The 13,490-nt window shown below is 41.5% G+C and carries 10 protein-coding genes; 3 read left to right on the top strand and 7 right to left on the bottom strand.

Annotation, left to right across the window (positions count from 1 at the left end):
* The 3 genes from I3248_RS10870 to I3248_RS10860 form a co-directional block, all read left to right on the top strand.
* Positions 1 to 2,206 (top strand): Orn/Lys/Arg decarboxylase N-terminal domain-containing protein (locus I3248_RS10870; protein WP_238063729.1); only part of this gene is annotated, 2,206 nt, incomplete at its 5' end.
* A 1,089-nt stretch (positions 2,207 to 3,295) separates the two neighbouring features.
* On the top strand, positions 3,296 to 4,081 hold the full coding sequence (gene truC, locus I3248_RS10865) for a tRNA pseudouridine(65) synthase TruC (protein ID WP_238063728.1): 786 nt from the start codon (positions 3,296 to 3,298) through the stop codon (positions 4,079 to 4,081).
* Positions 4,082 to 4,182: 101 nt separating this feature from the next.
* Positions 4,183 to 4,515, top strand: a complete 333-nt coding sequence (locus tag I3248_RS10860) for a YnfA family protein (protein ID WP_025646793.1) — start codon at positions 4,183 to 4,185, stop codon at positions 4,513 to 4,515.
* A gap of 78 nt (positions 4,516 to 4,593) precedes the next feature.
* Here I3248_RS10860 and I3248_RS10855 read toward each other — a convergent pair whose 3' ends face one another.
* The 7 genes from I3248_RS10855 to I3248_RS10825 all read right to left on the bottom strand — a co-directional run.
* The gene (locus I3248_RS10855; protein ID WP_238063726.1) at positions 4,594 to 5,412 is read right to left on the bottom strand and encodes a sulfite exporter TauE/SafE family protein; all 819 of its coding nucleotides are present in this window, start codon (positions 5,410 to 5,412) and stop codon (positions 4,594 to 4,596) included.
* Positions 5,413 to 5,759: 347 nt separating this feature from the next.
* A complete protein-coding gene (locus tag I3248_RS10850; RefSeq protein ID WP_238063724.1) occupies positions 5,760 to 6,263 on the bottom strand; it encodes a flavin reductase in 504 nt (167 codons plus the stop codon).
* A gap of 103 nt (positions 6,264 to 6,366) precedes the next feature.
* Positions 6,367 to 7,395 (bottom strand): methionine synthase, encoded by a 1,029-nt coding sequence (locus tag I3248_RS10845; RefSeq protein ID WP_238063718.1) that lies wholly within the window; start codon positions 7,393 to 7,395, stop codon positions 6,367 to 6,369.
* A 45-nt stretch (positions 7,396 to 7,440) separates the two neighbouring features.
* The gene (locus I3248_RS10840) at positions 7,441 to 8,445 is read right to left on the bottom strand and encodes a DUF1852 domain-containing protein (protein WP_238063717.1); all 1,005 of its coding nucleotides are present in this window, start codon (positions 8,443 to 8,445) and stop codon (positions 7,441 to 7,443) included.
* Positions 8,446 to 9,176: 731 nt separating this feature from the next.
* The gene (locus tag I3248_RS10835; protein ID WP_238063715.1) at positions 9,177 to 10,451 is read right to left on the bottom strand and encodes a lipoprotein-releasing ABC transporter permease subunit; all 1,275 of its coding nucleotides are present in this window, start codon (positions 10,449 to 10,451) and stop codon (positions 9,177 to 9,179) included.
* Between the two features lie 34 nt (positions 10,452 to 10,485).
* Positions 10,486 to 11,979, bottom strand: a complete 1,494-nt coding sequence (locus I3248_RS10830; protein ID WP_238063713.1) for a surface lipoprotein assembly modifier — start codon at positions 11,977 to 11,979, stop codon at positions 10,486 to 10,488.
* Positions 11,980 to 12,078: 99 nt separating this feature from the next.
* Positions 12,079 to 13,490 (bottom strand): transferrin-binding protein-like solute binding protein (locus I3248_RS10825; protein WP_238063712.1); only part of this gene is annotated, 1,412 nt, incomplete at its 5' end.

Below are 13,490 nucleotides of genomic sequence, written 5' to 3'. Positions count from 1 at the left end.
GATTAATACGCTTAGTTTACCAAGTTTAGTTGTACGGTTTATTCAGCATAGCTCACGTAATATCGAGGTCATTTTAGCAGATAACGCTGAGGATGGTAAAAGTATTGTGCTTGCTGATAGTGCTATCACACTTGTACTAATAGATTGGGACTTACCGGGCAAAGATGCCAAAGAAAACCCTGCAGCTGATTTGGTGACTTTGGTTCGTCATCATCGCAATGATTTACCAATTTTTCTGTGCTCCAATCGCGGTACTGCAGGAAGTATTGACCCGGATTTAATTTCTGAATTTGACGATTATATTTGGTTATTAGAAGATTCACCAGAATTCATTAGTGGCCGTATCGAGGCGGCGATAAATCGTTATAGCGACAGGTTACTGCCACCCATGTTCAATGCTTTGGTAAAATTTGGGCAAAACCATGAATACTCTTGGCATACACCAGGGCATAATGGTGGAGTTGCCTTTATGAAGCATCCTGTTGGCAGATTTTTTAGCGATTATTTTGGCAAAAATATGCTACGGTCAGATTTGTCTATTTCTGTAGGGGAACTTGGGTCACTACTCGACCATAGCGGTCCTATTGGGATGAGCGAAAAATACGCTGCACAGGTGTTTGGTGCTGATCGCACCTATCACGTGACCAACGGTTCTTCTACGTCTAATCGTGTGATTATGATGGCAAGTGTGACGCGTGGTCAGATTGCATTAATTGATAGAAATTGCCATAAGTCAGCAGAACATGCGATTACCCTTAGCGGGGCTGTTCCTAGCTATTTGGTGCCTAGTCGCAATGGATTAGGTATAATCGGACCTATTTTGCCAGAAAAATTGACGCCAGAAGCCGTTCGCCAAAGTATTTTAGACAACCCCCTAGCACAAAAAGTTGTGGATAAACAGCCGAAACACGTAATTATTACTAACTCTACTTACGATGGTATTTGTTATAACGTGAGCGAGCTAGAGAAATTACTCGGTAGTAGCTGTGACCATTTGCATTTTGATGAGGCTTGGTACGGATATGCCAAATTTCATCCTATGTACCGTGGTCGATTCGCCATGCACGATGAGCCACGTGACCAAAATGCCCCGACAGTATTTGCCACGCAATCGACGCACAAGCTCCTCGCTGCTCTATCACAGGCCTCTTACATTCATGTACGTGATGGGCGTAAGCCAGTAAGCCATGCCAGATTCAATGAATCTTTTATGATGCATGCGTCGACCAGTCCCAATTATGCAATTATTGCTTCTAATGATGTTGCAGCTGCTATGATGGATGGCAATAGCGGTAAAACGCTTATGTCAGAAAGTATCGCTGAGGCAGTAGCATTTCGACAAATGCTTGCCAAATTTTATGCTGATGCAAAGCTAAAAGATGATTGGTTTTTCAATGGTTGGCAACCAGATAATCTGCACACCATCAATGCCAGTGAATTGACCTCATCGAGTCGGCATTGGGTGCTACAAGCCAACGCACCTTGGCATGGGTTTGGTAATATTCCTGCCAATTGGGCGATGCTAGACCCTATTAAGGTCTCCGTATTAATGCCAGGTATGTCTGCTGATGGCACTTATGTCGATGCCGATATGCCCGCCATTCCTGCAACCATTGTTACCCGCTATTTATCTCACAATGGTATTCAAGTGGAAAAAACCATCGATTTTACCATTTTGTTTTTGTTTTCTCTGGGTATCACCAAAGGCAAATGGGGTACCTTGATAAGCGAATTGGGCAATTTTAAACGAGACTATGATAAAAATGTACGGCTAGAACAAGCATTGCCAGAATTGGTCAAAGCCTATCCTAAACGCTATCAAAATATGGGCTTAAAAGACCTATGTAACGATATGTTTACAACCATGCGTGACCTAAAAACTACTGCCAATATGGCGGCGGGCTTTTCCTTTTTACCTACACCCGACTTATCACCTACGGAAGCTTACGAAAATTTGGTAAACAATGAGATAGAATCCTTAGCATTGGATAATATAGCAAATCGTACTGTGGCGACAGGCGTTGTACCTTATCCACCAGGCATTCCAATACTTATGCCAGGCGAGAATACGGGTGGTTCAGATGGTCCTATCTTATCTTATTTAAAGGCGCTAGAAGCATTTGATAATAAGTTCCCAGGCTTTGAACACGATACCCATGGCGTGGAAGTCGAGAACGGCAAGTATCACATTCTTTGTGTAAAATAAACCCCAGTGTTGATAACGTCAACTAAGTAATGTGCTAGATTAAAAAAAGATGCTCACGCTATATACCATATCGTATGAGCATCTTTTTTTATTGTTAACGAGGTATAGCCAATACTGATAGGCTTTTATAGTCATAGCACCTAATTGATTAGGTGATTAGCGTCTGAGTAACTATTGTTATTAGAGACGGCTGGGTGCGTTATAATATTACACATTCTAGTGGTGTATGTTTACCTAACCTTATTCTATAAACCATACTCAAACGCTAGTATTAAAAACATCATCTCAGTAAAATACCAGACTAGGAAAAGCTTGCCAACGCTATGTATAGTATTGGCAAGCTTTTTAATGCTTCCAATATTTAAAAATTAAGTGATTATAATAAGATTAATGACCTCTTGATCAAGAAGTCATTAACACCTAACAAATTATGATTCGGCTCGCAAAAAATCTAACAAGATCATACTTAACATTGGGCTGTAAAAAGCTATAGTCATGCTTCTGAAATTCATTGTGGTAAATTTGGTCATAGGCCATGCAATGATTCTGCTTTTTATAATCACGGGTATCGGTTTATTCAAACTGGTGATGTAGATCGTGCGGGAAAGATTATAACTTCTTATTCATAGACTACTATTATTAACCGATAGCATTCAGTATTAAAGAGTTTTATCAGTATGATACTTTATTACTTCTAGAAGAACAGCTGTAATAAAATTTTAGATTTGAGTATGATGGTTTATTTATTTTTGCAGAAAATGAGGTCTAATAAAATCAATACTTTACGATAGTCTCAGTATGATACTTTATTACTCGCTGACAGTAATTTATTAGTAAATATCGTTTATTTCAAAACTTATAGTGACGTGCTAAATCCTCCGCTATCTTATACAAAATAGATGGTGGAGGATTTTTTTATAAAAATGGGAAAATCCAACAACTTCTCGATACCTTTATATTATCGTACATTTGTTTATAACTTATAGACAGGACACAAATTTACTATGCCGTTATCAATGCGGTAAAGACGATAGGTATAAAAGGCAGTAGATATATAATAATAGTCTCTACAGTATGGGCGCTGACGATATGAATATGGATCACGACAACGGCAACACTGACCAACACAGCGATCCAATAGAGATCCTCTATGAGGATGAATTTTTGGTAGCAATCAATAAAGAGGCTGGTCTACTCGTGCATCGAAGCTGGCTAGATAAGGGTGAGACACGCTTTGCCTTGCAGCTGACCCGTGATGCGGTAGACTGTCATGTTTTTCCAGTACATAGACTGGATAGACCGACCTCAGGGGTATTGCTCTTCGCTAAAAGCGCTGCTGTGGCGCGCAGTCTGACCGAGGCGTTTACGGAGCGCAGGGTCACCAAGCAATATTTAGCCGTGGTGCGCGGGTTTATGTCAGAGCAAGGTAGTATTGATTATGCATTAAGTTTTAAGCCCGATGCCATCGCTGACAAGTTTGCCAATTTGGACAAGCCTGCCCAAGAAGCAGTGACCCATTGGCAACGTCTGGCTCAAATAGAGTTGCCATTTGCGGTATCAAGAAAGCATGACACTAGCCGCTATAGTCTTATGCGTTTGATACCTAAGACAGGGCGTAAGCATCAGCTGCGCCGGCATATGAAGCATGTCTTTCACCCTATTATCGGTGATACCAGCTATGGCGACATACGGCATACGCGATTTTTTCGTAGTCAATATGAGTGTACGCGGATGCTGCTACATGCGCAGTGTTTAGCGCTTAGTCATCCCGTCACCGGTGAGCCTTTACTCATACAAGCAGGATTAGATGAGCAATGGATGAACATTTTGGAGGCGTTTGATTGGGTGGAGAGTGTTGAAGGTTCAGGTCATTAGTAAAGATCTAATGTGCATAATAGTGTGTTTTTTGAAAGTGTTTTTATAGTGAGACGATACACGCTAACGCCACAACACCAATGACTAAAGAGGTAAGTGTTTTGTCTGAATTAAAAACCGTTGGGCTTTTTGCCGTTACGGCATTAGCAGAGATTGTAGGCTGCTATTTACCCTACTTATGGCTAAGAGAAGGTAAGTCTATATGGCTTCTTGTCCCTAGTGCGTTTAGTTTGGCCGCTTTTGTATGGCTACTAACTTTACATCCAACCGCTGTTGGCAGAGTTTATGCCGCCTACGGTGGCGTGTATGTCACGATCGCAATTTTGTGGTTATGGGCGGTCGATGGTATTCGGCCAACGACATGGGATATATTAGGGACATCAGTGGCACTGCTAGGTATGGCTATTATTATGTTTGCACCGCGCAATACGTAGGCTTTACCTCAATAAAGCCCTTTCATTCCAATCACTCTAAAAGCATTGATTGGAAATCCTCCTAAGCCCAAGCTACCTTCAAACCAACCCTTTATAAAGAAAATAAAGTCCCACTACGAATAACAATACCGAAAAGCATTTCTTTAACAGTGGCGGTGAGAGCATATGAGCGACTTTTGCCCCAACTTTAGCGGTAAAAAAGCTCATACTCGCAATGCCCAAAAAGGCATAAATATGCACGAAGCCAATGGTATTGGGTACATCAACTTGCTGCTGCATACCAAAGAACATAAAGCCAAGCGCACCAGCAATGGCAATAGGCAAACCACACGCCGCCGACGTGCCTACCGCCTTTTGCATAACCACATTATAACGGGTGAGATACGGCACCGTTAAGCTGCCACCGCCAATACCAAAAATGGCCGAAGCCACACCAATAATACCACCTGCCGCAAGTTGCTTGGGTTTAGACGGTAATACCACAGGCGTATGACTTGCATCACTCATATGTGTACGTCTTTTACCAGCGGTAAACATTCTATAAGCGACCCACAGTAAAAACACCCCGACAATCAGCTGCAGATATAACCCTGATATTTGCCCTGCTATCCCTGCTCCCAAAAAGCATCCTAGCGCCAAACCAGGTGCTAGATTTTTAAAGACCGGCCAGATGACGCCGCCCTTTTTATTATGCGCCATCAAGGAGCTGATCGAAGTGACGATTATGGTCGCAAGCGACGTTCCCAAAGCCAGATGCATAATGGTATCGGCATCGTAGCCCATTTGGGTAAAGACGATAAATAACAGCGGTACGATAATGGTGCCACCGCCCACGCCGAAAAGCCCGGCCGCAAAACCTGCTAGTGCACCTATGATTAAAAAAATGATTAGTTCCACGGGATAGTGTCTTCTTATATAGATTTATTTTCTGAGCAAGTGCTCTATATTAGGGCGTGTTGAATATTCACAAATGCGCACTGCTGATAGCTAAAATCGCTCTAGTCTAAGTGAAAATTGCAGATAATGCTTATTGCATTGGCTAGCTGATTTTATTTAAACAGTCGCAACGACTAGGGCGATTTTAGCATCAGCCTGCAGGGACAGGACTCTTTTTTGCCGCTTTATTGATAAAAATAGACGCTTAGAACGACTAAACTTACCATTTTTATCTGCAAATCGCCTAAAAAATAGTCTCTGTCAGTGCCAAGGTCGAATGTTCAACACGCCCTAATGCCAGTTATGACTTATACAAGCTCAACTTGACCGACGTAATGATAAGCACGGTTAAAATACACTAAACTCTCATCTTGCCCGCTTGGGGCTTCTGGAGGTTTGATAGCGACCACTCGGCACATCAGCACACTATGCGTACCCACTTCTTGAATGTGCTCAATCTCACAATCAAAGCTCACTAGCGCATCTTTCAGGATAGGCGCGCCTGTCACAAGCTCAGTCCAAACTCCTTGCTCGAAGCGCTCATCTGAGCTTAGCCTTGAGGCAAACACATTGGATAAGTGTTCATGCTGGGCACCAAGCACATTGACGCTCAAGACTTTATTATCCACAAAATGCCCATGCGAGCGCGCCGCTTGATTCATACATACCAGCAGTGTCGGCGGTGTATCAGTGACGCTACATACCGCCGAGGCAGTAAACCCATGAGTGCCTGACGGACCATTGGTGGTGATCACATTGACCGCCGTGGGCAATAGCGCCATGGCATCTCTAAAATCAGTGGCTTCAATCATATCTTTTATCATTACTACAATCCTGAGAAACGTTAAATCTATAAGTACCTTGTTAACTGAGGCCACTCATAAGCTTAAACAAGCCAAAACTTGTTAAGTTTTGCTAAACGCTCAGCTCTTGCCGCACGATTGCCGCACCAGCGCTCAGCGCATGTAGCTTGCCGCGTGCCACCTCACGAGACAACGGCGCCATACCGCAGTTGGTCGAGGGATACAGCTTGTCCGCATCGACAAACTGTAAGGCCTTGCGTAGCGTATCGGCTACCTCCTCAGGAGTTTCAATATCATTAGTGGCGACATCGATTGCACCAACCATCACTTTTTTACCGCGAATCAGTTCAATCAAATCCATCGGTACGCGCGAATTTTGACATTCTAATGAGACGATATCGATCTTTGACTGCTGCAGTTTAGGAAAGGCTTGCTCATACTGACGCCACTCTGAGCCCAGCGTTTTTTTCCAGTCGTTATTGGCTTTGATGCCGTAACCGTAGCAGATATGTACTGCTGTCTCACATTGAAGTCCTTCTATAGCACGCTCTAGTGTCGCAATGCCCCAATCATTGACGTCATCAAAAAAGACGTTAAACGCCGGCTCATCGAATTGGATAATATCCACGCCTGCTGCTTCTAACTCGCGGGCCTCTTGATTGAGAATTTTAGCAAACTCCCATGCCAGTTTTTCACGGCTTTTGTAGTGACCATCATACAGCGTATCGATCATGGTCATCGGGCCGGGCAGCGCCCATTTGATCGGCTTGTCAGTATGCTTACGTAAAAACTTGGCATCTTCTACAAACACAGGTTTTTGACGGCTCACGGCACCCACCACTGACGGTACGCTGGCATCATATCGATTGCGGATACGCACGGTTTCGCGCTGGTTAAAATCCACGCCGTCTAAGTGTTCGATAAATGTAGTGACAAAATGCTGGCGGGTTTGCTCGCCATCACTGACGATATCTATCCCTGCATGTTGCTGTTCTTGTAAGGTCAGACGTAAGGCGTCTTGTTTTGCCTCTATTAACTCATCACCTTCTAATGCCCAAGGTGACCAAATTTTTTCAGGTTCTGCCAGCCATGAGGGTTTGGGCAAGCTTCCTGCGGTTGAAGTTGGTAATAATATATGCATGTTATCTCATCTTTTGTATCGTAATATTTAATATCTAAAGCTCTATTAAGCCACTTGTTCATCAGCGCTTTTGTCTACCGCAAAGCCTGCTGCCCACTCATCTAGGATATCTTGATAAGGCGTAATAAATGTCTCTTCGGTGAACTTGCCTTGCTTCACTGCCATCTGGCTGCGCTCCTCACGGTCATACACCACTTGCGTCTTTGAGTAGTCTTGGTAATTGAGACTGGGCTGATAGACCGCGCCTGCTCTGGAGTTGGCATTATAAATCTCAGGGCGATAAATCTTCTGGAACGTCTCCATCGTCGCAATCGCGCTAATCAGCTCCAGATCGCTGTAGTCACTGAGCAAATCACCGGCGAAATAAAATGCGAATGGCGCTACGCTTCCTGTCGGCATAAAGTAGCGCACCGTAAGACCCATTTTATGGAAATAATCATCGGTTAACGAATACTCATCCTGCTGGTACTCCACCCCTAATACCAGATGCTGGTTGCCCGTACGCACATAGGTTCTCTTACTGGACACACTCAAGCAAATCACTGGCTGCTTATCAAACTGAGATTGGTAAGCCTCTGAACGCAATAAATGCTGAAACAGCTTACCATGCAGCACACCAAAGCTGTCTGCGGGCGGTGTGCCTGGGTTTTGTTCGAAATGCTCTGGTAGCACAATACTAAAGTCATAATCGCGCACGTAGGATGAGAAGCTATTGCCGACCATACCGCTGATACGGGAGTTATCCTTGTGATCGACAATCGTGGTTTGTAGCATCTCGATACTGGGGAAAGTATGACCGTCGCCTGCCACGTCTAAGTCAGCTGAGATGATATCCACTTCTACCGAATAACGATCGGCGTTGGGATTATCCCAATGCGCCAGATCATTAAAGCGATTGTTTATCATTGTCAGTGTCTTACAAAGGTTGTCTTGACGGTTTACGCCGCGCGCTAGATTGGCAAAGTTGGTCGTTAGTCGCGTGCTGTCGGCAGGCTGATAGTGTTCATCAAAACGAATGCTCGAGATGGAATATGTAAACTGTTTACTCATGATAATCCGCTACCTTAATCTACTCTCATTAATTGAGATAAAACCAAATTTCTGTATGAGATGAATCATACCTAAACTATTACATGAATAAAAACGATACTATTTAAACATAAGATGAATTAAATTCATCTTAGTAAGGTTTTGATATTAGAAAGGATTGGATAGTGAAGTTTTGATGACTTAATTATTGAGTAAAAACTAAACTTGTAAAAACTGGACTAGACTGAGGAGAACATAGAAAAGCTGGGTAAACCAACGAACCTAAGAATTCTTCTACGCAAAAAGAGCCAAGACTTATTTTTTAAGTCTTGGCTCTTTTTGTTGACATTGCAATTAGGAAAAATACTTTTTATTACTTTTATTAGCGATAAACACTCTTGATTTTTTTCAACTTCAAAGCCTTTAACCTACTCACTTGCCGTCTCAACCTGAATATTCAACTCAACCTTTTCTGTGATGCCGAGCAGGGGATATTTACTAATACCCCGATTAGTGCAATTGATGGTCATCGTGAAATTACCGCCGCATACAGATTTTTTAGTATCGGGCTGAGATAACAATTGAATTTAGTGACGATTAGAGTAATCGGCTTGGTCTTGCCCAGTAACGTCAGCATTCCATCTACCTTGGTGACTTTTGAGCCGGCTTTTTCAGTGCTGGCCTTGTCATTGGAGAAATGCCATTTACTAGACTCAAAAGAGGCCAATAGCTATATGTAAATTAATAATATCCTACTCGCCTTTTAGTGCTTTTACCGGTTCAATATTGGCTGCACTATAAGCAGGATAAATGGTCGATAATAAAACAACAACAAAAGCGGAAATCAGTATAATAAATACATCTATACTTTTAATTTTAGTAGGCAGTGCTTCAACAAAGTAATTGTCAAATAATCCTAAGCTAAATGTCGTGTTTACCCAAGCCGATATACTAGGAACACTTAGGGCAAGTACAGTACCAAGTATTGTGCCAATCATCACACCGCTTATACCGATAATCATACCTTGAACTATGAATATACGTGAAATTAATCTGGATGAAGCACCAAAAGTCTTGAGTATAGCGACATCTGCATTTTTATCTGTAACACTCATTACCAGTGTTGAAATAACGTTGAAGGCTGCCACTAAGATAATTAAGAACAACAATAACGACATTATGGTTTTTTGCATACGAATAGAACTGTACAAACTTCCATGAGTTTGAGTCCAGTCTCCGCTGGAAAAAGTCAGTTCTGAAGAACTATTTTGCAATACTGAGGCGTTACTGGTGACCGCAGTTAACGCATTTTTGGCGGCATCCTGAGATAGAAATACATCTGTTAAGTTAAGCCGAATACCAGCAGCACCATGCTTCAAATTGACTACGTCAGAAGCATCATCCATAGCGATATAGCTCATCCACTTATCTATCTCTTGGCTCACATGAAACACGCCAGTAAGCTTATAACTATGAAAAGTTGGTGTCACGCCAACTGTAGAATTAGAGGGACTAGAGATAATAATACCTATTTCATCTCCAAGCTTTAAACCATATTTCTCTATTACATACCTACCTAAGATAATATTACCACTACCAGAGCTCAAACTATCAATATCACCAGATATCATACTTTCTTTTAGAATAGAGACATCAGTATGAGAGACGGGCTCTATCCCATTTATTATTGTACTATTAACCTCTCCGTTTAATGACAACATACCTCGAGCTTGAACAAAGGGTGCAGTACTAATCACATTAGAATCATTATCTTCTATGACTTTAGCAAAGCTACTCCAGTCATCTAACGGCTGTGATGCATAAACTGCAGCTTGAGGCACCATACCCAAAATTTTCTTAGATAAAGCTTCTTCAAACCCATTCAATACTGACGTTACAACAATCAATGCTGCTACGCCAAGTATTAAACCTGCCATAGATACTGATGAGATAAAAGATAAAAACTTATTAGAGCTTTCGGAGCGGGTAAAGCGCAATCCTATAAAAAGTGGAAGAGAGCGGCGCATAAGTTAATATCTCTTATCTGTATAGATAGCTAAATTAGAACGTCTTAGTCAATTCAACTGAAACATCGTTCTTATCGTACTCTTCAAAAGGCGAATTGCTGGTTACTTTATTGTAGTTCCAGCTAAGCCTCGGTGTTAGACCAAATACAGAAAAGGCTCTATTCCATGCAGTCAAACCAACCCTATATTCTTTGTTCTCGCGTTGAATACCAAAGAAGTCTTCATCATCATAATTACGCTCAGCGTAACCAAAATCAAGCTTAGTGGTATAGCCTTTTGGCCATGTTTGTCCCCATCCCAATCTTACACCTGGACGATCAAAAGCTACTGAACTATCTTCTGCACTTTTTTTGGCATAATCGACACCAAATGTCAGAAATTGTTGGCCATTCGGAAAGTAAACTGCAGTATTAGCTAGTAGCCAATCATTACCATCATTATAGTCGTAACGATCTATATAATCTGACTGAGAATAACTTAATAGCCCTTGGTATCGCATTTTTGGATTAATCCATTGGTTAAGATTAACTTTCAGGCCTGTTGTGTCAGCGTAACTTTTTAAGTCACCATCCCCATTACTACCCTGTGCATACCAACGCTTATTATAAAAAGGTACTAACTCTACTTCTGTAATAGCATTTTGGTAACCTATTCCTACTCCGACACCGGCCGTAATATCATTATAATTCTTATTATCCCAATAATACTTTCCATAACTATTTAAGTGCAAAGCAGTGAACATTTTGTTATCGTAAAGCCACTTTTTGTCACCATATACACTTACATCTAAGCCTTTACCTGTTTCTCTAGGAGAGGTGTAAGTTATTCCTGTTCCATTACCTAAGTCTAACTTTGTACCCTGCTTTGGAGCATTCGTTATATTATTATCGTCAATATAAGAAACCGAGGCATTAAAGTCCCAACTACCCTGTTTGTTAATAGATTCAATATACTCGTTAATGACTTTCTTATCCGACTCTGAAGTAATTTCAGTGCGTAGCTTCTCAAATTCTGACTCAGCTGCTACAAATTGACGGTTATAAAATAATGCCATTGCCAGTTGGAATCTTAAGACCTTAACATTAGGTAGTTGTGCATTTATCTTACGATATATTCTAACTGATTCATCTAAATTGCCTTTTTTAGCCTGAATAATAGCATTACCCCAATCAATCACTGAGGGATCATAATTAGGGACTTGTTCATATACAGGGAGTAACTCTTCCAAAGATTCCGCATTACCTTGTCTAAGCAAAGTGCCTAAAAGCTCTTCAAATTCTTCAGGATTAGCTTTGAGATAAGCCTTGCTTTCTTCTTTAGACATCGTTGGGCCAGAGTTATCTGAAGGCAATTCTGTAGAAAGCGTATCAGGACTTTCTATACGTACTTCACCAGTTGCTTTTGCATAAGTTTCTGGTGAGCGGTCTTGGGGTGCTAATGGTGCATTCTCTGCATATGCAGTCATACCAAATAAACCAATGACTAATGCTAAAGAACTATGCATTGTAGAATAACGAAAATATTGCATAAATGTTCCAATTAGTAAAATTTTAATCGTTAGATACAAGAACGACCACCTATTGGTGGTCGTTCATTATTGCATAAAAAACTAATCAAACGATATTAATTATTCAACAGCGTTGATTGGTGGCACAACTGGATCTACTGGATCTGGATCTGGAGTTGATGGTTTTTCTAGTTGCTGTGCACCAAATACACCACCCCATTTCGCTTCGTCATAGCCTTCTGTAACTGAGTTAAATGAACCACCCAATTCTTCTGCATTCTTACCAAAGAAACTACCCTTGAAAGCTGCTTTGTCGTTACCTGTACTATAAGTACGGTCTGCTTCGCCACCAACGATAGAGTTACCTACTACATCACCGTTGAAAGTTACAAGATCAACCTGTTCAAAACGACCATTCTCGGCACCTTTATTCCAAACATTATATACACTACCTGTAACTTTAGCATTACCTGCATCATATTCTGCTTGTACGAAATTACCAATCGCATCACCAACATTACCGAAAGCTACAGAGTTAGACTGACCATTACCTTGCTCACCGTTGTAGCTATTGTCAATACCATACATTAAGGCATGACCAGCATACTGGTAAACACCGCCTTTGGTTTGTAAAGCTGCCATATCGGCTAGGCTAGTCTCGTTAAGGCCACGATAGAAATAAACATCAGTAAACTTAGTGTTTCCTTCATAGGCTTTATCTGCAAAATCAGCAGTAATGTAATTTAGACCTTCAATATCTGTTCTGGTTAAGTTATCAAGATCACCAGTCACACGGCCATACTGAACATTATTAAGTTTAATCCCACCTACATTGTACTTTCCATCTAGACCTTCACCTGAGCCGTCAGTAACTGGATTCAATGCTAGTTGCTGGCCTGATGCATTTTTTACCAAGTACTGTGCACTATTGAATGCTGTAGCATCATCATTTAGTGCATCAGTTGCTTGTGATAAAGCACCAAATACTTTTACATCGTTACCTTCAGCAGCAGCAGATGTTGCATTCTCTGTATAGAAGTTATTATCAGCTTTTACTCTAGCTTCTTGACCGGTAACTTCGTAAGAAGGAGCGCCAGCACCCTCTTGAGTTTTATTAACAGTAACAAACGGACTTAGACCGTTACCATCCACTTCAAAGTCAACATCGTTGTTTGCTTGGATAGAATTTTCATCGTCAGCGCTTGGCTCTTCTACTGGATCAGCACCAAGGATATATTTTACTTGGTTAGCCTTACCAGAGGCATCTTGATTTGTTTCATCAGCATATTGAGCAACAACAATATTAGTCATTCTCTCATTCTGCAGAGTTTGGAAACCTACAACAGTTGCGTTACCAGTATCTTCTGAATTCGCATTGGTTGATGCTGTCTTATCAAAATTAGATGAAGAACCACGTACGTACTGCTGTCCTACTACTGAAGACTTCTTATCTTGCTGACCTGGGAATGCAGCATCACCAGGGTTATCTTGGTTGTCATTGTCACCAGGATTAACACTACCGTCACCGTCGC

It is taken from the genome of Psychrobacter sp. Ps3, assembly GCF_022129275.1.
In the GTDB taxonomy this organism is placed as follows: Bacteria; Pseudomonadota; Gammaproteobacteria; order Pseudomonadales; family Moraxellaceae; genus Psychrobacter; species Psychrobacter submarinus.
This window is presented reverse-complemented; position numbering and strand designations above follow the sequence as displayed.

Excerpts from the sequence above, each read along its gene's own strand:
- I3248_RS10840 (WP_238063717.1), bottom strand. The coding sequence starts at position 8,445 with ATGAGTAAACAGTTTACATATTCCATCTCGAGCATTCGTTTTGATGAA.
- I3248_RS10835 (WP_238063715.1), bottom strand. The coding sequence starts at position 10,451 with ATGCGCCGCTCTCTTCCACTTTTTATAGGATTGCGCTTTACCCGCTCC.
- truC (WP_238063728.1), top strand. The coding sequence starts at position 3,296 with ATGAATATGGATCACGACAACGGCAACACTGACCAACACAGCGATCCA.
- I3248_RS10845 (WP_238063718.1), bottom strand. The coding sequence starts at position 7,395 with ATGCATATATTATTACCAACTTCAACCGCAGGAAGCTTGCCCAAACCC.
- I3248_RS10850 (WP_238063724.1), bottom strand. The coding sequence starts at position 6,263 with ATGATTGAAGCCACTGATTTTAGAGATGCCATGGCGCTATTGCCCACG.
- I3248_RS10830 (WP_238063713.1), bottom strand. The coding sequence starts at position 11,979 with ATGCAATATTTTCGTTATTCTACAATGCATAGTTCTTTAGCATTAGTC.